This window comes from Pedosphaera parvula Ellin514, from assembly GCF_000172555.1.
GTDB lineage: Bacteria > Verrucomicrobiota > Verrucomicrobiia > Limisphaerales > Pedosphaeraceae > Pedosphaera.
On the sequence record NZ_ABOX02000010.1, the window covers coordinates 137,528 to 162,843 of the forward strand.

Here is a 25,316-nt window from a genome sequence, read left to right on the forward strand (position 1 = left end):
CCTTTTTATGAAACCCAGCGGACGAAACTTGCAAAAACAAAGTCAACCACAATCGTGAAGATGGCAATCAACGCGATGCAAATCATCACCACCAGAGTTGAACCTTTCAGCTCCGCCCAAGTCGGCCAAGTGCACTTCTTCAACTCCTCCCGGGTTTCCTGGATGTAGTTGGACAGCCGCAACAACTGGCCTTGCTTCCACAAAATCGCGAAGGCCACAACCGCTATGGCGATCCAGATATAAATAAAATAGTTATTATTCACAGTCTTTACACTTACGCTTACACTTGGCGGAGGGGGAGGGATTCGAACCCCCGAAGGCTGTTACACCTTAACGGTTTTCAAGACCGCCGCGATCGACCACTCTGCCACCCCTCCGACTTCAGTTTTGGCAGGGCGGGAGGGACTCGAACCCCCAACCGACGGTTTTGGAGACCGCTACTCTACCAATTGAGCTACCGCCCTACTCGTCTGTTTGAGAGTGGCTATCTCTAAGTTTCAAACCAGACAAAAAAGGAGGTGGGAGAATACTCTCCCACGCTCCATAAGCTCAAGCCAAAACTTAAACGACCACGTCACTCACACGACCGGCACCGATCGTGCGTCCACCCTCACGGATGGCGAAACGTTGTCCTTTTTCCATGGCGACCGGGGCAATAAGCTCGATTTCAACCGAAACGTTATCACCAGGCATCACCATTTCAACTCCCTCAGGCAAGGTCACATTTCCAGTGACATCGCTGGTGCGGAAGTAAAACTGAGGACGATATTTGTTGAAGAACGGAGTATGACGACCACCCTCTTCTTTGGAGAGCACATATACTTCAGCCTTGAACTTGGTATGGGGCTTAATTGTGCCTGGCTTGGCCAAAACCATGCCACGCTCAACTTCTTCCTTCTTGGTGCCGCGCAAAAGCACGCCAACGTTGTCACCAGCACTGGCCTTATCCAACAGCTTACGGAACATTTCAATGTCAGTTGCTGTGGTCTTGCGAGTCTCGCCAAGTCCTATGATTTCAACTTCGGTCATACGATTCAACTCACCGCGTTCAACGCGACCAGTCACCACGGTTCCACGACCTTCAATGTTGAATACGTCTTCGATGCACATCAAGAACGGCTTGTCGACTTCGCGAGTCGGCAGCGGAATAAAGGCATCAACAGCGTCCAACAAGTCCTGGATAGCCTTCTCACCTTCAGGCTTCGCAGCCATGGCGGCAGTGGCGCTACCACGAACAACCGGGGTCTTGTCGCCTGGGAATTGATACTTGTTCAACAAGTCACGAATTTCCATTTCGACGAGATCCAACAATTCCGGATCATCAACGAGGTCAACCTTGTTCAAAAAGACCACGATTGCAGGCACACCGACCTGACGAGCCAACAGAATGTGCTCGCGGGTCTGAGGCATGGGACCATCAGCAGCGCTGACCACCAGAATGGCACCGTCCATCTGCGCAGCACCGGTGATCATGTTCTTTACATAATCAGCGTGTCCAGGGCAGTCAACGTGAGCGTAGTGACGGGTGGCGCTTTCGTATTCCACGTGAGAAACAGCAATGGTTACTGTCTTGGTTTCATCGCGCACAGTTCCGCCCTTAGTGATTTCAGCGTAGGAGATTTTCGGAGCCAAACCTTTGCGGTTTTGCACTTCCACGATGGCGGCAGTAAGAGTGGATTTACCATGGTCAACGTGACCAATCGTTCCGACGTTGACGTGCGGTTTCGTTCTATTGAAATTTTCTTTTGCCATTACTCGATCTCCTGGTGTTATTTTTTACTTTTCTCTATTCAGCTTCTATTTAAATGGAGCCCATGATCAGGATTGAACTGATGACCTCGTCCTTACCAAGGACGTGCTCTGCCAACTGAGCTACATGGGCATGGCCATAAATGACCTTATAATCCTGACACACAAAAGCGACAAAAAACCATTCCCCAAGCTTTATTACCGAAAAAACTTGCCGGGGCTATGATTTTTTTCGTCTTACGGCCCAATGACTGAAATCGAAATTACTTGGGGTAATAACGACTGTCAATCGCTTTTTCATCACTTCTGTGCACTTTTTTAGTCCTTTTCTTTGTTCTTAGAAGAGGAAGCTCGCCGCCACTCGGTTTTTGGGGGTTCTGGCAACCCTTGCGCGCGCAAGGCCGTGCGAAAATGCATCTTAGCCACTTTCGTCAATTCCTCACTCCCATAACGGCTGACAAATTCTTTTGCTGCTTTGTCAACCAGAACAGAAGCCCCCTTGGGAAACCCCATTCCATACTGCTTTTCCAAAGTCCCTAGTCGGCTCACGAACTCATCTCTGGCTAAAATGGAAGCCGCTGCGACTGCTATATCCTCTTCCGCTTTATGCCTTTGCACCAACTCAACTTGCCGGCCCAAGTTCATTAACGCCTTCGCCACAGTATCTTTGCTCGCAGCAAATTGGTCGCTAATCGCCCGAATCGGAGGCGGTTTCATCATTTGCTGCCGTCCCATTAAATTCTCGATCACCCGTGCGTGCCCCCAAGCCAAAAGGGTATTTACACTCCTCATTTTCGCATAAAGCCTATTATATGCCTCATTTCCGATTGGCACCACAGTCGTCACACAGCCGGGGGTTTCGCGGATGAGTTCGGCCAGCTCCCGGATCTTCTTATCACTGGAAATGTTCTTTGAATCGCGAATCCCCGCCTCTTTCCATGCCCTCACGACCGATTCATTTACATACACCCCTGCCACGCACAAAGGCCCAAAAAAATCACCCTTGCCACTTTCGTCCACACCCAATCTGGGCGCCAGCAACTCAGGATTCAGCACCTCCTCGTAACCCAGCTTGGCCTCCTGTAAAATTTCAGGTTCCAGCACAAACTCAATGAAATCCTGCGTCCCCTTCCCCTGCAAAACGAGCTTCCCACTCTCGTAGAAAACCACATTGAGATCCTTTTTGGCCCCGGCAAATCGCGCGTACGGCACTTCCCGAAGTTCGAAGTCATGTGACTTCAAATAAACCTCGAGCGCCTTCGCTTGAGCATCGGTTAATTTGCAGGTATGACTGGTAATTGGTTTCACAGCGTTGTGTCATCCTATGGGTTTGCCTTAATCTTCGCAACTGTGAGCAGCAAAAGTGTCCGCCGCGCTAAACCGAATGTCGAGCCCAAGCCTTCCCAAAAGGATTTGAAGATCCACGCCCTCGCCTCCGCCCTGCTCCACTGGTTTTCACAAAGCGCTCGCGACCTCCCATGGCGCCGCACCCGCGATCCCTACGCCATCTGGGTTTCTGAAATCATGCTCCAACAAACCCAGGTCAAAACCGTCATCCCCTACTGGGAACATTGGATGCAAAACCTGCCCACCATCCAATCTCTCGCCGAAGCCGCTCCCGAACGCATCCACAAACTCTGGGAAGGCCTCGGTTACTACACCCGCGTTCGCAATATGCAACAAGCTGCGCAGGAAATCATGTCCCGGCACGACGGCTCATTCCCGAGCGACTTCGATTCCATTCTCGCTCTCAAAGGCATCGGACGCTACACCGCCGGCGCCATTGCCAGCATTGCCTTTAATCAACCCAAGCCTCTCCTCGACGGCAATGTCATCCGCGTCCTCACCCGACTTTTTGGCATCGCAGAAAATCCCCGTGACAAAATCACCAACGAACAACTCTGGTCCCTCGCCGAAGCTCTCGTCGTCTCTGCAAGCAATTCAAATAATAACAAGTCTCACCCCTCAGCCTGCTCTCATTTAAATCAATCCCTGATGGAACTCGGCGCTCTGATCTGCACCCCACGCCAACCGCAATGTCTCATCTGTCCCGTGCGTCAAGATTGCATCGCCCACCACACTGGCAAAGTCGAATCGCTTCCCAACCTCGGCGAACGCACTGCCGCAACCCAACGAAAATTCTTCGCCTTCGTTATCGAACATCAACACCGCTTCCTCGTCACCCAACGCCCCGCCGGTGTCGTCAATGCACACCTCTGGGAATTCCCCAACCTCGAAGTAAACCCCGACCTCCCTCATCCCACCCCGGCCACACAAATCGATCCTCTTCGCCTTACTTTACACTCCCCCACTCCACTCTGCACCATCAAGCACACCATCACCCGCTACCGCATCACACTCCAAGTCTTTCGCGCCACCCTCGCCAATCCAGACACTCAAACCCATTTACCTACTCAATGGAAGACCCTCGCCGAACTCCACCAACTCCCCTTCCCCAGCGCCCACAAAAAAATTCTGAAGAAACTCGGCTGACCTCTCAATTCCACTTGGCTCCCCCAAAACCCTCCTTCCCCGCACTTGCCACCCGCCACCCACATCGTCTATCTTCCCTCAACCAATTGACCTCTGGGAAACAGGGTATCCGCAGAAATCAGCTTTTAACCGAAAGGGTTTACTTATGATCACTCGACGCCACGCTCTCAAAACCACCGCCATCGCCACCGCCGCCTGTGCCACCATCCTCCCCGCACTTGCCGCCGACACCAACACCCCCATCGCCGCCGTCCCCACCAGCACCGCCCCCTTCACCCTCCCGCCATTGCCGTACGCCTTCGACGCCCTCGAACCCCACATCGACGCGAAGACAATGGAAATCCATCACGACAAACACCACGGAGCCTACGTCACCAATCTCAACAAAGCCCTCGCCGGCCACCCCGACCTCGAGAAAAAATCTCTCGAAGAACTCCTCAATAATCCTCACGCCCTCCCCGAAACCGTCCGCACCGCCATCCAAAACAACGGCGGCGGCCACTACAACCATTCCCTCTTCTGGCAAATGCTCAGCAAAAACGGTGGCGGCGAACCCAAAGGCGAACTCGCCCGGGCCATCGACAAATACTTTATGAACTTCACCGGCTTCAAAGACGAACTCACCAAGTCCGCCCTCGGACGCTTCGGCAGCGGCTGGGCCTGGCTCGTCATCGGAACAGACAAACATCTCTCCATCCTCTCCACCGCCAACCAGGACACCCCCATCTCCCTCGGCCTCGGCGCACCCGGCACCACCGCCGGTGCCGACGCCCTCAAGGGCCGCTACGGGACCAACCTCACCCACACCCCGCTCCTCGGCATCGACGTCTGGGAACACGCCTACTATTTGAAATACCAAAACCGCCGACCCGACTACGTCGCCGCCTTCTTCAACATCATCAACTGGGACTACGTCACCGACCGCTACCAAAAACTCGCCAGCTAATCACAACCACCCTTTTGGCTCGATAGGGCGGACTTCGGTGCCCGCCCAACTTCGCCTCCATACGCGCACGCGCCCCACAATCCCAATCCCACCGCCAGGCACGTTCTCTCGCGTAGGAGACGACGTGAGGAGTCTCTAACCTTGCTTCGCGATCCCCTTCGCGCACGCGACCCACGACTCCATCCAACCGCCAGGCCTCAATACCGCGTAGCATCCGGTGTGAGCCGGATCACATTTCTCCCCATGCAATCGCACTCATCCAACTCACCCTTTCCATTCAAAATTCAAAATCGCCATTCGAAATTTTCTGCGTCCGTCCACACGCCACACGCCGAAAACACGGCCCACGATCTAACCACTCCCCTCACCCCAACCCGCGCACGCGACCCACGACTTCCATCCAACCGCCAGGCACGTTCTCTCGCGTAGGAGACGACGTGAGGAGTCTCTAACCTTGCTTCGCGATCCCCTTCGCGCACGCGACCCACGACTCCATCCCACCGCCAGGCCTCAATACCCCGTAGCATCCCGGTGTGAGCCGGATCACATTTCTCCCCAGGCAATCACACTCAACCAACTCACCCTTTCCATTCAAAACTCAAAAATCGCCATTCGAATTTTCTGCATCCGTCCCCTCCGTCCTCCAACATTCCCAACAATTCCCCTCTCCGCCTCGTCCCCCGAGGCGCTATAGAAAGGGCTGAAAGCCCGCCCACGTTACAGCCCGGGGTGAAGCACTGGTGTCTACAGTGCTGAGCCCCGGGTAATGGTTGTTTCGAACACCTTCGGCCCCACACGCCAACCTGCTCCTCCCGGCCCAACCGAAGGATTCCACCACGCCAAAATCCCCTCCAACCTCGCCCCCGAGGCTCTATGGAAAGGGCTGAAAGCCCGCCCACGTTACAGCCCGGGGTGAAGCACTGGTCTTTACAGTGCTGAGCCCCGGGTAATGGTTGTTTCGAACACCTTCGGCCCCACACGCCAACCTGCTCCTCCCACTCCAACCGAAGGATTCCACCACCCCAAAATCCCCTCCAGCCTCGCCCCAGAGGCTCTATGGAAAGGGCTGAAAGCCCGCCCACGTTATAGCCCGGGGTGAAGCACTGGTCTCTACAGTGCTGAGCCCCGGGTAATGATTGTTTTGAACACCTTCGGCCCCACACGCCAACCTGCTCCTCCCAGCCCAACCGAAGGATTCCACCACGCCAAAATCCCCTCTCCAACCTCGTCCCCCGTAGCCGCCGAGCAACGGAAGGCGGAGCATCTTCATTCGAAATTCGAAACTCGCCATCCGCCGCGCCCACACATCTTCCATCCTATTTTTTAATGTCCTCGCTGCCCTTCGAGTCCCGTTCAAAAAATCGGATGCTGCGCGGGGTTGGTGTTGACAATGCTGGCAAAATAGCATTCCTCTATACAAAAGTAGTTGAAAACCATGCGCCGCGCGTGTGTAGTCAGCGGAGGATCATTCATGATGAAACATTTATTCGCAGGCCTTTTTTTCGCCTGCACCCTGGCAATTGCCCGGTCTCAGACACTTCAACCGGAGCCCGTGTTTGCATTCGTTGGCACCAATGGACTAACTCCGCAAGGCGACCTGGTGCAGGCTGCGGATGGCAATTTTTACGGCACAACGTCGCAAGGGGGCACCAATGGCTATGGGACGGTTTTTAAGTTCACTCCCTTTACTGGTGCTTTGACCACGTTGGTCTCTTTCAATGGCACCAATGGCTCCTATCCCCGCTCCGGGCTGACGTTGGGAAACGACGGCAATCTCTACGGCACGACCTATGACGGGGGGACAAATAACGCGGGAACAGTGTTTCGAGTGACGACCAGCGGCACGCTGGTGACTCTGTTTAATTTCTACGGATGGGAGTCTGGCCAGAGTCCCAATGGCCTCGTTCTGGGGGCAGATGGCAACTTTTACGGGACGACATACTGGGGTGGCTTTGACGGCGAAAATTACGTCAATTTTGGCACGGTGTTTAAAATCACCCCCGGCGGGGTTTTGACCACGCTGACATCATTCGCTGGCACGAATGGAGACAATCCTGCCGGTGATTCGAAGTTGACCTTTGGATATGACGGCAATCTGTATGGCGTGACCTATCGCGGCGGTGCCAGCAATTACGGAACAGTATTTAAAATTACGCCGAACGGAACATTGACTTCACTGGTCTCCTTCAACAACACCAATGGGGCATATCCACGTTCCGGACTGGCGCTGGGCAAGGACGGGCAACTTTACGGCACCACTTCTCATGGCGGCCCCGGTGATTTTGGAACAATCTTCAAGGTAACCACGAATGGAGCATTAACGACACTATTCTACTTCAATAATTCGAATGGCGCGTATCCGGTGGGGCCCCTGACGCTCTCAACCAACGGAAATTTCTATGGAACGACGGCGGGGGGAGGGAGCATCGGCCGTGGTACAATGTTCCAAATCACGACCAATGGGGCGATGACTTCTCTGCTTTCGTTTAATATGACGATCGGGGCATCGCCCAACAGCCGGTTGACCCTGGCTAGCGACGGCAACTTTTATAGCACGGCCCCTGGTGGCGGCCTTGGCGGCTATGGACTCGTCTTTGAAGTGACCACAAACGGGGGTCTGTCGACGTTGAAATCTTTTGTCTGCAACGGAGCCAATCCCAATGCGGCGTTGACGGTTGGAACAGACGGGAATTTCTATGGAACAACCTCAGCCGGCGGCGACGCTGGAGGTTGGGGAACAATCTTTCGAGTCAAAAAAACGGATAACTCGTTTACCACACTGCTGAATTTCGGCGGCCTGAACGGCGGAACTCCTTATTCCGGATTGACTCTCGGCAGCAGCGGCGAGTTTTACGGAACGACGTATCAAGGCGGCATCAGCAATTATGGCACGATATTCAAATATACAACGAACAAAGGGCAGACGATGCTTGCCACGTTTTACTCAACCAATGGAGCGAATCCCTATGCCGGCCTGATTTTCGGAGGTGACGGAAACCTTTACGGCACGACCTATCGAGGCGGGGCCAGCAACCTGGGAACAGTTTTCAAAGTCACCACCAACGGATTATTGACCGTCATCGCCTCCTTCAGCAACACCAATGGAGCCAATCCACGCGCAGCATTGACCTTGGGCAATGATGGCGCGTTTTACGGCACGACGGAAAATGGCGGAACGAATGGTGGTTGGGGAACCGTGTATAAAGTGACGACTAATGGCGTATTAACCTCACTGGTTTCGTTCGATGACAATACCAACGGGGCCGCTCCGTATGGCGCGTTGGTCCTCGGTAGCGATGGTAATTTCTATGGTACCACGTCAGGCTATAGTTCTGACGGGACCGTGTTTCGTGTTACACCCGCGGGTATAATTACCACGTTGCATGATCTCGACTCTTATTACGATGGTTCTGCTCCGTACGCGGGTTTGACGCCCTGGGTCGATGGGTGTTTCTACGGTACGACTACATGGGGCGGTTACAACGGTGGCGGGACCATTTTCAAAATAACGCCCAGCGGCCAGTTCACATCGGTTGCGAATTTCAATTTAGCGGATGACTCGGCAGAGTATAGCTTCTATCCGAGCGGATACTATGCAAATGCGGCGTTAACTCCCGGTGGCGATGGCAATTTTTACGGCACAGCGACGGACGGGGGTATTGGCGGACTGGGAACCGTTTTCCGCATGAGTAACCTGCCACTCCTCCCGCCCGGCGGCATTATTTCAAGCGTTCGGACCAGTGGTTCCAATCCTCGAACCGCTACGCTCACGTGGCTGGGAATGACGAATACTCCATACATTCTCCAGTACACCACGAACCTGACCACCGGGCTGTGGCTCAACCTCTCCACCAACTTCTCGGACAACACCGGAGCCTGGACGAATGTCGATGCAACCGCAACAAACTCGCAAAGATTCTATCGGCTGAAACATTGAACCCTTTATCCGCTCGACACATTTTGCTACAACGCTGCTTAACTACTGTCCAGGTTAGCTGAAAAGAAGTGGCCTTCGGATTCCCTTCGAAAAAGGGCTTGCTCCAGAAACGAAAGGAAAAGGCCAAACCAAAGTAATGACACTCACCGTGCGCACCGCCGCAACCCCCGTCCCACCCTCCAAATTATCCATTCCCCCTCATCTATTATCCAACTCCGACAACTTCTCCGCCAACGCATGTTGCGCAAACGGAATATGCCCGATAATGCTCACCACCGCATTGCGTAAAATCTTTACGCCAGACGACGAAGCCGTCGCCATCTTCGTCATTCTATCAGTCATTTTCACGACTGAGTGCGCAATCTCCAACCGTTTCTCCTCCCATGCATCCAGGGCGGTGACATTTCCTTGAAGCGTTACTTTTAACGCACCAGCGAGCGCGATGGCATCTTGAATCCCTGTATTCATGCCTTGGCCGCCCGCAGGACTATGCACATGCGCCGCATCGCCAGCCAGCAGGACTCTCCCTTGCCGCATAGACTTGGCAATCCGGTGCTGGACGTGAAATCGAGACGACCACGCCATTCGATGAATGGTCATGGCACCCTTCTCCGGCCCGCGCTCCTCCAGAATCTGCTGAAAGTCTGCAATCGAAGGCTCAGGCGGCGCCTCTGTCACCGACGCCACAATGCGGAAATGATTGCCGGGCAGTGGCGCCACAACCACCAACCCGTCGCCCGAAAAGAATAAATTCACCTCTTCCCTGCCGAGAGGCCAATCCATCTCCACGTCAGCCAGCACAAAGCTTTCCTCATAAGCGCCGCCCAGAAACGGAATCGCGGCCTGTTCGCGGACTATGCTGTGCATACCGTCACAACCCACCACCCATTGTGCGTGCATGGTTCTAACCTCCCCGCCACTTTTAAATTGCACCTCCACCTCATTTTCACCGGGGCGGATCTCCACCACTTCACAGGGACGTTGCACAACACCCCCAAGTGATTCAAGCCGCCGCGCCAAAATCGCCTCGGTGCAATCCTGGGGACACATCAGAGTGAATGGATACTTTGTATGCAGATCCGCGAAGCTGACGCTGGCCAATATGCGACTCCTATCTCGAATACGAAACGTTGGGATAACGATTCCCTCCTTAAGCAATTCGGCAGTCACTCCCAGCGGTTCCAACACCTCCAGCGTGCGCGCATGAATGACCGCAGCGCGCGAAGTATTGGCACCGACAGCAAGCCGATCCAGAATCAGTGAAGAAACACCGATCCGTTTCAGTTCCGCGCCTAAAGCCAGCCCCGTCGGACCCGCTCCAACGATTACAATCCCATGCTCCGAGTCATCCATGCTTCTCCTATTGATAAAAGCTTTCGCCTTTCATCAACTGTGAATAAGCCCGAAATGCTGCGAGGGCTAGGGAGTGTTATACCGCATGCCGAAAGAAATTTCCGGATGGGCAGGAGGCATTTTGGTTTGAGAAGGCCGACAACGACGACGCCGCCTCAAATCAAAAACACCCTGCACCAACGACTAACGAAATTCCTCCTCCCCAAGGCATGAGTATCTACACAAGTCGGAAAATTGCACGAAGCGTACCGATTCGCTCGAGCCTCCATTTCTTCAGGCCCAAAGGGCCGGCTTTATCTTAGCCCAGGTCGGAGCCGCAGGCGCAGGCCTGGGAACACGTTCCCCTAAAAAACCGCTTCGACCCACGATGCCAACTTTCAACTCCCGCCATCCGAAGCGGAACAGGATGGCGCAACCCCCGCTTTCCGGGTCGCAGCATTCTCACCTGCAAGTCTCCAACCCAACAACCCATGAGCGTCCTTCGACCCGCACTACAGCCACTTGCCGGACTTGTGTAGATACTATTGCCCCAAGGCCATGCCATTCTCAGTCTCCACGTTCATCAGGCTTATCGCCTTCATTCATCCGGTTCTTTTCCCCATTTCGGAAATTGATTTTGGCATTCGGTATAACTCAGGATCTCCAGACTCACGACCAGCCTCAGCCTGGGGTCAAAACCCCATATCTTCCGCCACACCAGCCTGCGTATCGTCTTGCAATACAGGAGAGAGATCGCCAGCCGCAACGAAGCGGGTAGCAAAAGACAATTCAATTTGACCGCGATCTCTCCAACTCTTATTCCCATGAAGCAGCGAACAATAAAACGAAGTCATTTTGACCACGAAATCCTGCTGTTGCAGGGTGGCGGCGCCTTGGGCTCCTATCATGCTGGCGTTTACGAAGCTCTGGCCGAGGCCGGCATGTTGCCAACCTGGGTGGTCGGCATCTCAATTGGAGCTATAAACGCCGCCATCATCGCTGGCAATCCGCCCGAACGCCGCGTCGAACGATTGCGCGAATTTTGGTACCGCGTGTCGGCCTACGCCCCGCTGACGCCTCCTCCAGTGCTCGACCCGATTCGGCCGTTTCTGGACCGCCTGAGTGTCTTGAGCGGAGCGACGTGTGGCATTCCAGGGTTCTACGTGCCTCGCCATCCATCCCCACTGCTGATGCCGTCGGCATCTCCCAACGAGCTTAGTTTCTACGACACCTCCCCACTCGAACCAACACTGGAAGAGCTCGTCGATTTCGACCTGCTCAATTCAGGCAAGATGCGATTGTCCCTCGGGGCAACGAACGTGCGTACGGGTGAATCGAAGTACTTCGATACGCGGGATATCCGGATCACATCCAGGCATGTGATGGCCAGCGGTGCACTGCCACCCGCATTTCCCGGAGTGGAGATCGATGGCGAGGAGTATTGGGACGGCGGCCTCGTCTCCAACACGCCGATCACTTACGTCTGGGACCAAAAGCCACTGACCACTGCCCTCATCGTACAGGTCAATCTCTTTCCTAACAAGGGTGAGAAACCGCATGACATGGTTCAGGTGCTGGAGCGCATCAAGGACATTCAGTATTCCAGCAAGCAGCGGTTCAGCACGGACCGGCTCAGGGAGATTGGCGAGCTGCGTGCCTCCATCGGACGCTTGCTGGCCAAAATGCCGGCTCATCTGAAAGACAATCCCGACGTGATGCGGATCGCTACGCAATACGACGACCGCAAGTGGACCGTCGCTTTTCTGACCGATACCCATCGGTCCACTTCCGGACAATGGAAAGACGCGGAGTTTTCTCGTGCGACCGTCAACGAGCGCTGGGCGGGGGGCGTGGAGGCGATCCGCCTTTCACTGGCCAATCGCGAGTGGACGTTTCCTGCAGCGGAGATCCCGGGTGTTCGTGTTTTCGACCTCCCACCGAAGGCGCCCAAAAAAGCAGCCGTCCCACCCGCGATGCCCAAGGAAGAAGCAATTTCCCCAAATGGGAACGGAAATGGAAAACCGAAACATCGGAGCCGTCCATCCCGGCGTTCCCGGGCAACTCAGCCATCCCGGCATATCCGCCGGAAACGCGCCTCCCGTTCTGCGTCGTCACGCGTGCACTAACCCCAATACTATGAACTTCGCCAGGAAAGGGTTGAGGGTTTCTGGACGGTTGGGGATAATCGCGGTGCTGCCGTTCCTGCTTTTCACGCCCGGATTGATGCAGGCGCAGACGACTCCGGAATCATCCACTGACGCCCAGAAGCGGGAACGTATAGAACGGCAACTGCAGGAACTCCAGTCCATGAAGAAGGACCTGCAGCGGCAGCTTGGGGATTTCGATGCCCGGATGAAGGCACTGGAAGTGGAACTGGGCGCTCCCCAGTCCAAGGATACAATCGCCCCACAACCCGTCGCTCAGCAACCTGTCGCGACCACGAATCAGGTGACGGATCTAACTGCGCCCCAAGTGGCAACCTCCCCGCCTCCGCCAGAGCCAATGCCTTCAGCAGGTGCAAAGGCCGAGGGCTGGGCCAAGTTCTGGGGTCCCTATGAGCCTGGAAAGGGATTCGTTCTCGCTCGCGGGCCCCTCGGGGAACTGGGTTTCGGCGTTCTTACTTATCTGCGTTACCTGAACAAACTTGGAATAGATCCCAGTTACACTGACGCTTTTGGGCGCACCCACCCAGTCCAGCAGCGCCAGGACTTCCAGTTGAACCGGGAGCAAATCATGTTCCGGGGATGGTTATTTGATGAGCGGTTTGACTACCAATTCTGGGTTTGGACGCAAAATAGTTCCATGGGCGAGCAAACGCAGATCAATGTCGGAGGAAACGCAACGTACTCATTCTATGAATGGCTGAATTTTAGGGGCGGTATTTTCTCAGTTCCGACGACGCGCAGCACCAGCCAGTCATTCCCGAATTGGATTAAAATCGATCACCGCACGATGGCAGATGAGTTCTTCCGGGGTTCCTACTCGACGGGGATCATGCTCGAAGGAAAGATTGCCCCTCCCCGCCTCCAGTATAAAGTGGCGCTGGTAAACAATCTCAGCACGTTGGGTGTCAGCGGGGCCCAGTTGGACAACAAACTGGATACAGTTGCGACCGCCCTATGGTGGCTGCCGACCACCGGAGAATTCGGGCCCACCCTCGGATTTGGCGACTATGAAGAACACCAGGAACTGGCGACGCTCTTCGGTGTCCATTACACCCACAGCACTGAGTCTGCGCAATCTCAGCCCCAGGAAAACGGTTTCGAGAATACCCAGTTCTTCCTTTCGGATGGCACACTGATCTTCAGCCCTCACCCGTTTGGAACTTCAGGCAGTATCCAAGAGCTTAGATATCAGATGGTGGACCTGGAGGCGGGGATGAAGTACAAGGGCTGGTCGCTCGAAGGCGAATATTATTTCCGACGTCTGGATAATTTTCACGTGACGGGGGGGGCCATCCCTGTCGACAACGTCTTCGACCATGGGTTCCAGCTGCAGGCGTCAAAGATGATCGTGCCAAAGGTGTTGCAGGCCTACTTCGCACCTTCAAAAGTCTTCGGTCAATATGGCAGCCCCTGGGAGCTGGGCTTCGGCTTGACAGCGTTTCCCTTCCAGCGCAAGGAAATGCGGGTGAATTTCCAGGCACTCTTCGAATCTCAGGCACCCGCTGGCAACATCGCGTTGCCTTTCTCGCCGGGTAATAAGGGTTGGATTTACACGTTGGATATGGGTGTCTGGTTCTGAAGACAACCGCGAAGCCGCAATCCTAAGTGAAGTCGGGAAAGTTTTGGCAAGAAAGGCCCTTCGAGTGACTTGCGAATGGCTTTCGTCAAACCGTCATTCCAGCCCACATTTTACTTATCTGACCTGGGCAAACCGGCGACTTTCTTAAGGCCCGTAGGGTCGGCATGTCTATAGGAATCAATCCCCAAAAGAATCCCCGCTTCGGCCCGCGATTCTAAATAGTTCCATCCAGGCAACCCGAAGCGGCACCCATCAGCGCAATCAGGCGCATCCCCGTTATTTTTTGCCATTACTTTACTCACTCACTTAATGACGCTTGACATGCAACCATTTGGTTGCATATTCATCTCAGATGAATGCAGTGTTCAAGCTCTGGCTGACGAAAGCCCTCGCAAATCGCTCGATGAGTTGCACAAGAGCAACCATGACAACCAAGGTTTCCTGGGCCGGACACGCCAGCGATTGCGGGAAGCCCACTCAAAGAGGAGCCGCATCATGAAGCGTGAGTCTTAAAAGAATCAAGCAACCAGCAAACAAACAAACAACAGTAAACAAACGGCCGGTCCCGCAGTCGCGGGATCAGCCAGGGAAAGAAAAACATGAGTACAAAAACAACGAAGTCTGAGCCGGTAAGTCTGCAGCCAAAACACAAGGTAGTCTCGCGAGAAGAATGGATTGCGGCCCGGAAGGAACTCCTCGAGGCCGAGAAGGCGCTGACGCGACGCAGCGACGAACTGGCGCAATGGCGACAGGAGCTGCCGTGGGTTCGAATCGACAAGGAGTACCGCTTCGAGACGGACGACGGCAAGGTATTCCTCGCCGATCTCTTCAAAGGACGCTCGCAGCTTCTCATCTATCACTTCATGTTCGGCCCCGACTACCAGGCGGGCTGTCCGTCCTGCTCGGCAATCGCGGACGGCTTCAACGGCTCCGTCGTCCACCTCGCGAATCATGATGTCACGCTCTGCGCGGTGTCGCGCGCGCCGCTCGCGAAGTTGCAGGCGTACAAGCGGCGGATGGGCTGGACATTTCCCTGGGCGTCGTCGTCCAGCACCAACTTCAACCTCGATTTCAACGTCTCATACACTCAGGAGCAGCAGCGCTCGGGAGAAATCGAGTACAACTTCCGCAAGAGTGGAGTCAGTTCACGCGCGAACGAGATCGCCGCGAGCGCGGTGACCGAAGCCGGAACGAAGCTCGCGGCAAGCGTCGGCACGGACTGGGCGACCTACATCCGGGAGACTCCCGGCATGAGCGCGTTCGTGCTCGAGGACGGTGTCGTCTACCACACCTATTCCACCTATGCGCGTGGACTGGACGGCCTCTGGGGCTTGTACCAATGGCTCGACCGCGCACCACTCGGGCGCAATGAAACCGGCTTCTGGATTCGCCGCCACGACGAATACGGGCCCCTTCCGCAAAACGCCAACTCGTGTTGCCACTCGGCGGAGGCGCACGCGTGAAGACTTGCCACTGCCGCCAGGTAGCGACGCAGGCCCGCGAGAACCCTCCTCGGCCCGCGTCGCGCTGGCGGCGTGGCGGTGAGATCGCCGGTTGGATTATTCCAGGCGCCACGCTGGTCTTGCTGCCCAAATGTCCCATTTGTGTCGCGGCGTATGTGGCGCTGTTCAGCGGCGTCGGCATCTCGGTTGCAAGTGCATCCAACCTTCGGACATCGCTGCTGATCCTGTGCGTCGCCACGCTGCTCTGCCTGGCGCTGAAACGTCTGTCCCGGCTCGCCTCTCAGAACAAGGCACTCGATGGCGCCCACTCAATTTCCAGCCAACGAAACAACCGGGATTAAATAATTAAAATCACCACGTGGAACTTCCGGGAATAGTGGTCGAGACGCTCGCGGAGAAGAAGATGCGGCGCGTGGCTGAGGAGGGGCAAACCAAATTAATGACGCTCCTTGTGCTCTCAATGATTCTGAACCGATCAGTCCATTGTTCATACCTCATCAAATTGCCAAAACACGATTAAACCTCGACTCAATGAGCAGCCTTGACAGGCAACCATATAGTTGCACATTCTAAGTGTGTGATGAATGCAGTGTTCAAGGCTTTGGCTGACGAAAGCCGTCGCAAATTGCTCGATGAGTTGCACCAGAACAATGGCCAGACGTTGACCCAATTGTGTGCCCACCTCGACATGACGCGACAGGCTGTCACCAAGCATCTGGCCTTGCTCGAAGCGGCGAATCTTGTCGCCACCGTCTGGCACGGACGTGAAAAACTGCATTACCTCAATCCGACGCCGCTGCACGAGATCTACGAGCGTTGGATTAGCAAGTATGAACGCCATCGCCTTCAGGCCTTGAGCGATCTCAAAAAGGGTCTCGAAGAAAACCAGAAAGAATAACACTATGGAAAAGCCTGAACTCGTTTATGTGACTTATATTCGCACGACCCCGGAAAACCTGTGGGCCGCCATTACCAAACCCGAATTCGCCCGGAAGTATTGGGCAGGTAATGAGAATGTCTCCGACTGGAAGAAAGGGTCCAAATGGCAGCACGTTGATGGGGATGACAGGAGTGAAGTCATGGTGGTCGGCGAGGTCCTGGAAAGCACACCGCCAAAACGTTTGGTGTTGACCTGGGTGGATCCTGACAACGCAGCGGATGTTTCCCGCGTGACTTTTGAAATTGAGCCTATGAAAGACGTGGTCTGCCTCACGGTAAAACATGGCGACTTCAAGCCTGGTTCGACCATGACTGCCAAGGTTTCCGGAGGCTGGCCACGCGTGCTCTCCAGCATGAAATCCTTCCTCGAAACCGGCCAACCCCTCAATGTCTTCCCCGGATGTTCGTAGGGCTGATCGAAACTCATGGCGAAAGAAGCCGCGGCACGGCAGCTGAATTGAAGCAGCCTGCCGCGGGCATCGTAACCGATGCCGATATGATCCTTACAACCGTGGACTTCGCGTCGGCGACAAAAGCGCCGTGGTCCTTGAGTTACATCCTCCCCAATAACTTGTAATAAGCAGATGCGGTGGTTTCGATTGTGGTCAGGGTGCTTCACGGCACGCTGACTACAATCTTGCCGATCTGCTCGCTCGATTCCATGTAACGATGTGCTTCGACCATTTGTTTAAAGGGAAATACACGCGCGATCTTCGGCTTTAACGCCCCGCTTTCGAGCTGCTGAGTTATCCAGGCCTTCAGGTGTTCCAGACGTTCTGGATTTCCCGTGAGCAGCGACATCTTATAGGTACGAAACGTGAGATCCTTCGTAAGCGCTGTGATCAAGGGAAATGGAACCGGCCGCGGATCCAGCAATCCATAGAGAAAAACTTGAGCGGACGGCGCGGCGGCTTCGCACAATGCCTCCAACTGTGGCCCAATAACCGGATCAAAAATAATGTCCGCTCCCTTCCCATTGGTCAATTGGCGCATTTGCTCCACCAGATTGCTTTCCTTCGTGTTGATGACCGCGCTTGCTCCTGCCTCAAGCAAGGCCTGCACCTTGTCCGCGTTCCTGGTTGTGGCAATCGGTCTCGCGCCAACCACATTTGCCAGTTGGATTGCCGCCAATCCAACGCTGCTGGCTGCGGCGGTGATCAGGACGGTATCCCCGCGCTTCATCCCACCATATTCAATGAGCATGTAAGCGGTGCAATATTGCATCCAGGAAGCGGCAGCTTCGATCGAGGACACACGGTCTGGTGTCTTGGCCATGAGGGCAGCGGGAAGCACCACCGAATCGCCATACGCCCCGTAGCGAGTCATCGAAAATCCGGGAATACTTGCCGCGCGGTCGCCCGGCTTCAAACCCTTTACATCGGGGCCAACTTCTTCGATCACGCCGGCAGCTTCGTAGCCAAGCATCGAGGGCAGCACCGGCGCTTCGACATACTGCCCCGCGCGGAACATGACTTCCGCACGATTGAGACCAATGGCCTCGACCTTCAGCCGGATTTCTCCGGATTGCAGTGCGCGAGCCGGTACCTGGTCATACTGGAGAACTTCCGGGCCGCCGGTCTTGTGGAAACGGATCAGTGTGGGCATAGGGATCTTGGTTGAGATTACGTTTATTTTAAAAATTCAGCAGACACAATTTCAATGGTTGTTTTGCCTTTATCAGCACAGAACCACCTTCATTCACCTCTGGGTGGCTTCATCCAGGTGAAACTGTTTGGAAAACCTCCTGTCAAACATCCGCTCCGGCACGAAGCTCCGCAGTCGCCGTAACCCCACGCCGCTGCCGACCGGGTAACGGAGGTGCGGCGATGGGGCAATGAGCGCGCGATAAACAACTTCGGCCACCGCCCGCGGATCATCTCCCTTGGCAATCTGGCGTTGAATGCTCTCTGCCACTCGTTGTTTCTGCTTTGAATAAACGTCCAGCACCGTGGACGCGGCCTTGCCGTGACTTTCGATTTCGGTCTTCGTGAATGCGGGTTCAATCAGCAACGCTCGAATCCCGAATTGCCTGATCTCGTGGTCCAGCGCTTCGGTGTAACCCTCCAGGGCGTGCTTGCTCGCGGCATACATCCCCCGGTAAGGCAGAGGCAGAAAACCCGCTACCGAACTGATGTTCACAATGCGACCGTAACCCTGCTGTCGCATTGTCGGAAGGACGGCCTGGATCATCCGCAACACTCCAAAGAAATTAGTGTCAAACTGCTGCCGCGCTTCCTCGATGCTCGTTTCCTCCAGCGCGCCAGCCAGCGCATAACCAGCATTGTTAATCAATGCGTGAATCTTACCAGTCTGCTGCAGGACGAATTGCACGGCATTCCCCACACTTCCTTCGTCCGTCACATCCATCATTACCGTTTCAACCCCGGAAATTGCTGAGTTGGCTGGAGGTCGGTTCCGCACCGTCCCAAAAACGCGAAAGCCTCGTTCGGAGAGCAGTCGTGCCGTCTCCCTCCCAATGCCGGAGGAGACACCCGTTATCAACACAGTATCTTTCTCGTTCATAATTCACTTTTCCCGCCATCCTGCGTCCGGCATCGATTTCTCCGAGCCAAGTAGGGAAAACCCTCTTGACGAATCCCCGCTCAGCCCGTTTTCTCACCATAGCATATTTTCTGTAAATATTCTGCTTCCAAGACACACTGCATAGGCATACTTGTAAACGATCATATGCGAAGGTTAACAACCTCAGCGGCAACCGCCAGTTGCGGTGACGATATCCACCATCTCCAAAAAAGAACGGATCGGGGGAACAAATCCAATGTTTGTTCCTCTTACATGCCATGAGTCCATATTCCCGGTTGTCGAAATTAGTTGAAAATAGAAGGCGCAAAATGAAACCGCACACCAATTACATACTCATGGGTCTTTGCTGTATCGCGTTGTTCAGTCCTCTGAGCAGCCGTGCGGCTACCGTCTGGAACGGCCCGGTGATCACCTACAATCAACCAGCGTCCGACCCGACCCAGGCCGCAAATCGAGATCAACTTACGCCTAACGTCTCGCTCACGCGCGCAATCTCCTCGGGCATGTTTAACGGCGTCACTGAAACGGCTTATACCCATAATTTCAGCCCTGCCGATACCGAATGGGCGGTGGGCTCACTCGCCGACTACGCAACCTTGACTTACACCGATTGGGAGACCGCCGGCGCAGGAAATCCAGTGATCAACCTGCCCGGCCAGCAACTGGTTCTTCATCTAAAATCAGATGACATTTATCTCTCGCTTAAATTTACCTACCTGGGCGGACACTTCGCCGGTGGTTTTACTTATGACCGCTCCACACCGGCGGCGGCTAATGTGCCGCCCACCGTCGCCATCAGCTCACCGGCCAACAGCGCATCATTCACCGCGCCAGCAATTGTTCCCATTACTGCCACCGCCCAGGACTCGGATGGCAGCGTGACGAACGTATCCTTCTTCGACGGCGGAACCTTTCTTGGCGGAACCAACAACATTCCTTACACCGTGACGGCCGCTCTCTCCGCCGGCAGCCACGCGCTCACGGCGGTGGCCACGGACAACCTCGGTCTCTCCACCACGTCCAGCGTCGTGAATGTGACGGTCAGTAACGGAAATACGCCGCCGAGCGTGACCATCACCAACCCGATTGACAATGCCATCCTGAGCAGTTCCCTTGCGGTGTCCATCCGGGCCTCCGCCAGCGATACGGATGGGGCCGTGACGAACGTCCAGTTCTTCGACGGACTCCTGTCACTGGGCAACGCCACCAACAGTCCGTACAGCGTCACGGCCAGCCTTGCGGTTGGCTTGCATACGCTGACTGCAGTGGCCTCGGACAATCTCGGCGCCAAAGCGACCTCCGCACCTGTACATGTAACCATGGGCAGGTACCTGCCACCGATTACGAACGGGGACATCAGCCTCCTCCTGCAGCCCATTGCCACCGGCCTGGCCGCGCCCGACTACGCCATCAACCCTCCGGGTGACCACAGCCGCCTGTTCGTGATCGAGCAAAACGGATTGCTGCGAGTCATCCAGAACGGCACCATGCTCCCTGAACCGGCTCTCGACATTCAGAGCCGCGTGTCGCCGCCGCTGGTAAGGACCAACGCCAACGACGAGCGCGGTTTCCTCGGACTGGCCTTTCATCCTGGTTACACCAATCCGGCCAGCCCCGGATATCGTACGCTCTATACCTACAACAGCGAACAAATACCGGCAGCAACGATGCCTACTTACCCCGTCCCGACTACCGCCACCAACAACTATAAGAACGTCGTCAACGAGTGGAAGATTTCGTCCACGAACGCCAGTGTCGTTGATCCTACGTCGCGCCGCGAGGTCATCTCCTTTGGCAAGAACGCGGGCAATCACAACGGCGGCACGCTCGCCTTCGGCCCGGACGGCTACATGTATCTCGCCTTGGGCGATGGCGGCGATGCCAACGATGTCGGATTGAGCCACATCGTGCCGGGCGGCAACGCCCAGAACCTGAGCACACCGTTGGGTAAATTCCTGCGGTTTGACCCGCTCAACCCAGCCCTGACGCCCGGCAGTTCGGATCCGATCAGTGCCAACGGCCAATACCGCATCCCGGCCAACAATCCGTTCCAAGGGCCGGGCCAGTTGAAGGAGATCTACGCCTATGGAATGCGCAATCCCTATCGCTTTTCCTTCGACCACGTTACTGGCGACCTGATTCACTCCGACGTTGGCCAAAACAACGTCGAGGAGATTGATCGCATCGTGATGGGCGGCAATTATGGCTGGCCGATCAAGGAAGGAGATTTCCTTTTCAACCGCACCAACGGTCCGGCCGGGGCCGCTGGCACCATCGGGGCTCCGCCAGGAAATCGCAGCCCGGGAAGTCCCGCGGGTCTCATCGACCCGATTTCCGGCACCTTGGGGACACTGGAATACGATCACAATGATGGCATCTCCATTATTGGCGGCTTCGTTTATCGCGGCAGTGCGATTCCGGAGTTGTATGGGAAATATATCTTCGGCGACCTGGCCCTGAAAACAGCCCCCGTGCGGGCGGATGGCCGTATCTTTTACGCCGATCTTCAGACCGGTCTGATCAAGGCATTTCCATTGCCCCAGTTTGGCGGTTCGGCGGTTTTGCCAAACGGCCTCACCGTGCATGGCTTCGGGCAGGATGCTGATGGCGAGCTGTACGCGCTCGTGACCAACACCTCGGCAAACGGGACCGGCGGGATCGTTTACAAATTGGCCTCGCTGCGCCGCCTGGTGGCCAAGTTGTCGGGCAACAGCCTCGACATCTCCTGGCCAGTCGCGGGTGGGCGTCTGCAAGTCCAGACCAACGGTCTTGGCTCGAATTGGTTTGATGTGCCGAATACGACGGGAACCAATCATGTCGTGGTTCCCATTGACCCGGCCAACACCAACGTGTCCTACCGTCTGGCCTTGCCGTGATTGATCGGGCGAAACCGGCCCCTTCAAACCTGAACCCTTCGGACCCGCGTTCGATCTTTACCGCGTGCACACCGCGCAAAATCGGAATCCGTGCTGACGGAGATATTAGTATTCTATCTCCGCAATGCCTGTTCGTTATCACCACGATTTGGATAAAAGTCGAAACTGAATACCAGGACGGTTTTAAAGTGTGCCAGTATTTCGCAAAGTAGTTTCAAATTCTGATCATTCTGTATTTTCATCTGAATATCTGGCGACTGCTGTTTGAGCGCCGCCCCTCGCCTCTTGCACCTGGATGATGGTGATAATAATTCTTAAGAAGAGACATTCCCCTTGCGAAACGAACTCTTTGGCCAGAGCGTAATATCAAAGGTGTGAAAAACGCCGTCGTTGGTCCTCAGATACAGGCCAGCGCAAAATAAAGGAGCACAAGCACAACCGCACCATTAACGGCAAAACAACTACTCCGAATTATGAAAATCGCAACCAACCGCACATCTACCTCTGAACAAAACCGCGTGCATTACAAACACGCTACTTTGAATGGATTGGACATCTTCTATCGCGAGGCCGGCCCGGCGGATGCGCCGGTTATCCTGCTTTTGCATGGCTTCCCGACGTCATCAAACATGTTTCGCAATCTCATCCCCCGCCTTGCCGGCTCATTCCACCTGATAGCCCCCGATTATCCCGGCTTCGGCCAAAGCAGCATGCCGGACCATAACGCTTTTGCATACACGTTCGAGAATCTGACGAATGTCATAGAGCAACTCGTGGAAAAACTGGGGCTCACCAAATACTCACTTTACTTGATGGACTACGGCGCGCCGATTGGCTACCGCCTCGCGTTGCGACATCCCGATCGTGTGCAGGCACTCATTATACAAAACGGCAACGCGTACGACGAAGGCCTCTTGCAGTTCTGGGATCCCATCAAGAAATACTGGGCCAACCCGACACCCGAAAATCGCAAAGCGCTCCACGTCTTGGTCGATCCAAAGTCAACACGCTGGCAATATGAAAACGGCGTCGCTGACCTGACTTTGCTGGATCCAACCACCTGGACCTTGGATCAGCTCGGGCTGGACCGTCCCGGGAATAGAGACATCCAAATGGACCTGTTCTACGACTACCGGACCAACGTCCCTCTCTATCCCGAATTCCAAGCCTTCTTTCGGGATCAGCAGCCGCCAACTTTGATTACCTGGGGAAAGAATGATTTTATTTTTCCACCTGAAGGTGCCGCACCCTACGCGCGCGACTTGAAGAACGTTGAGACCCATTTATTGGATACCGGTCATTTTGCACTCGAAACCCACGGCGACGAGATTGCCAATTTGATCGAAACCTTCCTTCATGAGCAGCATTTCGCAGTCCCAACCAACCGGCTCGTAATTTAGGCGGCCCTCGGATATACTAGGGGTCATGACACGAAGGTTCGCATCATTGATGTTCAGTCCGGTCGTCAAGGCCTTGCAGTCGCGGTATGGCAGCCGCCGGCAATACGCAAGGCTGGAGCAGTCCTCAGTTTCACCGGATCAGCTGGGTCCGGAGGAATCCGCGTTCATTGCAGAGCGCGATAGCTTCTACATGGCGACCGTTGGACAAGGCGGTTGGCCTTACGTTCAGCATCGGGGAGGTCCGAAGGGTTTTCTGAAGGTCATCGACGAGCGGACGATCGCGTTCGCTGATTTTTCTGGCAACAGGCAGTTCGTCAGCGCCGGCAATCTGACGACCGACAATCGCGTGGCTCTGTTTTTGATGGACTATCCTGCGCAGACACGCCTGAAGATTTTGGGCTACACCGATATCTTTGAAGGTGAGCAGGCAGCCGAATGGATCAAAAGGATCCGCGATCCGGCGTATAAGGCGGTGATCGAGCGAGTGTTTGTGATTCGTATCGAAGCATTCGATTGGAATTGCCCTCAGCACATCACTCCCCGTTTCACAGCCGAGCAAATTCAGGAAGCAGTCGCGCCTATGGAAAGGCGGCTGGTGGAATTGGAACAACAAAACAAGGCCCTCCAAGTGGCACTGGATGACCTGAACAAAACGCGCTGAAACAACTTGCCTCAAGATGGAAAACCATCCATGAAATTGTCCCCTCGCACCCACCGCCACCTATCCCAGTCATTCTTGCCAGTTTCTCACTCACCTCAAACCCTCACCACCACCTCGTTCTTCGGTGACCGCACTTTTTTCAAGGCCGCATATTTGTCCGTAGCCGCCCGATATCCAGCCGCGGCCACCACCACCGCGCTCAATCCCTTTTCAGTCAGCCCAAGAATTTCATTATATTTCACCGGATCAAAACCCTCCATCGGACAGGCATCGATTTCCAGCACCGCCGCACTGTTCAGGAAATTTCCCAGCGCGATATAAACCTGCCGCGATGCCCATTCCTGCCGCGCAACATCATGCTTCCCTTGAATGATGCCTCCAATCATCATGTCACGAAATCCGGCCAGCGATTCCACCGGAACTCCGCGCGTCTTGGCAATCCGGTCAATATAAGCATCCACATCACGTGTGCTCAGATTCGTCTTCGCCGCGAACACCACCAGGTGCGAAGCTTCAACAATCTGCCGCTGCCCCCACGATGCCCCGATAAGCTCCTGCCTCTTCGCCGGATCAGCTACCACAACAAATTTCCACGGTTCCAAACCAGCTGACGATGGCGTAAGCACCAGCGCATCCTCAAGCGTCGCCCAATCTTCCGGGCTGATCTTGCGCTGCGTATCAAATTCCTTCGTCGCATAGCGCCAATTGAGTTGGCTGATCAGTTGTTCGCGATTCAATGTAGTGTTCATAACTTCTTATTTTTCAGGTTTCGATTGATTGTTCTTTCGTGAATCTAAATTCGTAATCAGGCTTGTTGCAGTTCCCCGGCCAACACCTTTGTACGCCTCGTCTTGCGTCCCCATGCAATAACCAGTGCCAACACAAGGAGCACAGCAGGGGCCACAGGCGACCCGCCAAGAACCAATAGATGCGCCAACACAGCCCCCGTCATCGTCACCGCCAGGGTGAACGCTGCGAAGGCGGTCGTCCGTGGAATCAGCAACAGAACCGCCGAAATAACTTCAATGCCCCCGGTGAGATAGCGAAACCACTGCCCCACCCCAACCTTGTCAAATACCGCAACCATCATCGGTTGTCCGGACAACTTCGCCGAACCCGCCGCCAAAAAGGCCAGCGCCAGAAATATCTGCAACGCCCACAATCCAATGTTTGCCCATCCAATTTGCTTGCTCTCGCGTTTTGTATTCATACTCCCCAGCCTACGCGCCTCC

General features: G+C 55.0%; 20 protein-coding genes and 3 tRNA genes. 12 read left to right on the top strand and 11 right to left on the bottom strand.

The genetic code is table 11. The features are described 5' to 3' along the window. Window positions 1-5: 5 nt before the first annotated feature. The 6 genes from secE to rnhC all read right to left on the bottom strand — a co-directional run bounded on the left by secE (window position 6) and on the right by rnhC (window position 3,057). Window positions 6-263: a preprotein translocase subunit SecE gene (gene secE / locus CFLAV_RS10265; protein WP_007414640.1), complete on the bottom strand. Its 258-nt coding sequence runs from the start codon at window positions 261-263 to the stop codon at window positions 6-8. Window positions 264-287: 24 nt separating this feature from the next. Then, window positions 288-377: transfer RNA gene (locus CFLAV_RS10270), tRNA-Ser, on the bottom strand. An 11-nt stretch (window positions 378-388) separates the two neighbouring features. Next, window positions 389-464: transfer RNA gene (locus tag CFLAV_RS10275), tRNA-Trp, on the bottom strand. 97 nt (window positions 465-561) lie between these two features. Beyond that, window positions 562-1,752, bottom strand: a complete 1,191-nt coding sequence (gene tuf, locus CFLAV_RS10280) for an elongation factor Tu (protein WP_007414641.1) — start codon at window positions 1,750-1,752, stop codon at window positions 562-564. Window positions 1,753-1,806: 54 nt separating this feature from the next. Next, window positions 1,807-1,882: transfer RNA gene (locus CFLAV_RS10285), tRNA-Thr, on the bottom strand. 185 nt (window positions 1,883-2,067) lie between these two features. Continuing rightward, window positions 2,068-3,057: a ribonuclease HIII gene (gene rnhC / locus CFLAV_RS10290; RefSeq protein ID WP_007414642.1), complete on the bottom strand. Its 990-nt coding sequence runs from the start codon at window positions 3,055-3,057 to the stop codon at window positions 2,068-2,070. A 42-nt stretch (window positions 3,058-3,099) separates the two neighbouring features. Here rnhC and mutY point away from each other — a divergent pair, with 42 nt between their 5' ends. From mutY to CFLAV_RS32130, 3 genes are all read left to right on the top strand, one after another. Further along, window positions 3,100-4,242: an A/G-specific adenine glycosylase gene (mutY, locus tag CFLAV_RS10295; protein WP_160164549.1), complete on the top strand. Its 1,143-nt coding sequence runs from the start codon at window positions 3,100-3,102 to the stop codon at window positions 4,240-4,242. A 145-nt stretch (window positions 4,243-4,387) separates the two neighbouring features. Continuing rightward, window positions 4,388-5,188, top strand: a complete 801-nt coding sequence (locus CFLAV_RS10300; RefSeq protein ID WP_007414644.1) for a superoxide dismutase — start codon at window positions 4,388-4,390, stop codon at window positions 5,186-5,188. Window positions 5,189-6,659: 1,471 nt separating this feature from the next. After that, window positions 6,660-9,125, top strand: coding sequence for a choice-of-anchor tandem repeat GloVer-containing protein (locus CFLAV_RS32130; RefSeq protein ID WP_160164550.1), 2,466 nt, complete (start codon window positions 6,660-6,662; stop codon window positions 9,123-9,125). A 198-nt stretch (window positions 9,126-9,323) separates the two neighbouring features. Here the strand turns inward: CFLAV_RS32130 and CFLAV_RS10315 are convergent, their stop codons facing one another. Next, the gene (locus tag CFLAV_RS10315) at window positions 9,324-10,478 is read right to left on the bottom strand and encodes an FAD-dependent monooxygenase (protein WP_007414650.1); all 1,155 of its coding nucleotides are present in this window, start codon (window positions 10,476-10,478) and stop codon (window positions 9,324-9,326) included. Between the two features lie 803 nt (window positions 10,479-11,281). On the opposite strand from CFLAV_RS10315, the gene CFLAV_RS10325 reads away from it, so the two are divergent. The 6 genes from CFLAV_RS10325 (at window position 11,282) to CFLAV_RS10350 (ending at window position 17,013) form a co-directional block, all read left to right on the top strand. Next, window positions 11,282-12,583: a patatin-like phospholipase family protein gene (locus tag CFLAV_RS10325; RefSeq protein WP_007414651.1), complete on the top strand. Its 1,302-nt coding sequence runs from the start codon at window positions 11,282-11,284 to the stop codon at window positions 12,581-12,583. Window positions 12,584-12,593: 10 nt separating this feature from the next. Continuing rightward, window positions 12,594-14,201 (top strand): hypothetical protein, encoded by a 1,608-nt coding sequence (locus tag CFLAV_RS10330; protein WP_007414652.1) that lies wholly within the window; start codon window positions 12,594-12,596, stop codon window positions 14,199-14,201. A 599-nt stretch (window positions 14,202-14,800) separates the two neighbouring features. Then, window positions 14,801-15,664 carry a DUF899 domain-containing protein gene (locus CFLAV_RS10335; protein ID WP_007414654.1) on the top strand — a complete coding sequence of 288 codons (864 nt, stop codon included), beginning with the start codon at window positions 14,801-14,803 and terminating at the stop codon, window positions 15,662-15,664. Then, a complete protein-coding gene (locus tag CFLAV_RS32135) occupies window positions 15,661-16,005 on the top strand; it encodes a hypothetical protein (protein ID WP_150107353.1) in 345 nt (114 codons plus the stop codon). The genes CFLAV_RS10335 and CFLAV_RS32135 overlap by 4 nt, the downstream gene beginning before the upstream one ends. Before the next feature lie 239 nt (window positions 16,006-16,244). Further along, window positions 16,245-16,562, top strand: coding sequence for an ArsR/SmtB family transcription factor (locus tag CFLAV_RS10345; protein WP_007414656.1), 318 nt, complete (start codon window positions 16,245-16,247; stop codon window positions 16,560-16,562). A 4-nt stretch (window positions 16,563-16,566) separates the two neighbouring features. Further along, window positions 16,567-17,013, top strand: a complete 447-nt coding sequence (locus tag CFLAV_RS10350) for an SRPBCC family protein (RefSeq protein WP_007414657.1) — start codon at window positions 16,567-16,569, stop codon at window positions 17,011-17,013. Between the two features lie 205 nt (window positions 17,014-17,218). On the opposite strand, the gene CFLAV_RS10355 is transcribed toward CFLAV_RS10350, so the two are convergent. After that, window positions 17,219-18,208, bottom strand: coding sequence for a zinc-dependent alcohol dehydrogenase family protein (locus CFLAV_RS10355; protein WP_007414659.1), 990 nt, complete (start codon window positions 18,206-18,208; stop codon window positions 17,219-17,221). 93 nt (window positions 18,209-18,301) lie between these two features. Further along, a complete protein-coding gene (locus CFLAV_RS10360; protein ID WP_007414660.1) occupies window positions 18,302-19,126 on the bottom strand; it encodes an oxidoreductase in 825 nt (274 codons plus the stop codon). A 329-nt stretch (window positions 19,127-19,455) separates the two neighbouring features. Here CFLAV_RS10360 and CFLAV_RS32140 point away from each other — a divergent pair, with 329 nt between their 5' ends. From CFLAV_RS32140 to CFLAV_RS10375, 3 genes are all read left to right on the top strand, one after another. Then, window positions 19,456-22,023, top strand: a complete 2,568-nt coding sequence (locus CFLAV_RS32140; RefSeq protein WP_007414661.1) for a PQQ-dependent sugar dehydrogenase — start codon at window positions 19,456-19,458, stop codon at window positions 22,021-22,023. Between the two features lie 473 nt (window positions 22,024-22,496). Next, the gene (locus tag CFLAV_RS10370) at window positions 22,497-23,423 is read left to right on the top strand and encodes an alpha/beta fold hydrolase (RefSeq protein ID WP_007414662.1); all 927 of its coding nucleotides are present in this window, start codon (window positions 22,497-22,499) and stop codon (window positions 23,421-23,423) included. Between the two features lie 25 nt (window positions 23,424-23,448). Continuing rightward, the gene (locus tag CFLAV_RS10375) at window positions 23,449-24,084 is read left to right on the top strand and encodes a pyridoxamine 5'-phosphate oxidase family protein (RefSeq protein ID WP_040547872.1); all 636 of its coding nucleotides are present in this window, start codon (window positions 23,449-23,451) and stop codon (window positions 24,082-24,084) included. Between the two features lie 95 nt (window positions 24,085-24,179). On the opposite strand, the gene CFLAV_RS10380 is transcribed toward CFLAV_RS10375, so the two are convergent. Both CFLAV_RS10380 and CFLAV_RS10385 read right to left on the bottom strand, forming a co-directional pair. Next, the gene (locus CFLAV_RS10380; protein ID WP_007414664.1) at window positions 24,180-24,833 is read right to left on the bottom strand and encodes an NAD(P)H-dependent oxidoreductase; all 654 of its coding nucleotides are present in this window, start codon (window positions 24,831-24,833) and stop codon (window positions 24,180-24,182) included. 56 nt (window positions 24,834-24,889) lie between these two features. Next, a complete protein-coding gene (locus CFLAV_RS10385; RefSeq protein WP_007414665.1) occupies window positions 24,890-25,294 on the bottom strand; it encodes a DoxX family protein in 405 nt (134 codons plus the stop codon). Window positions 25,295-25,316 lie beyond the last annotated feature (22 nt).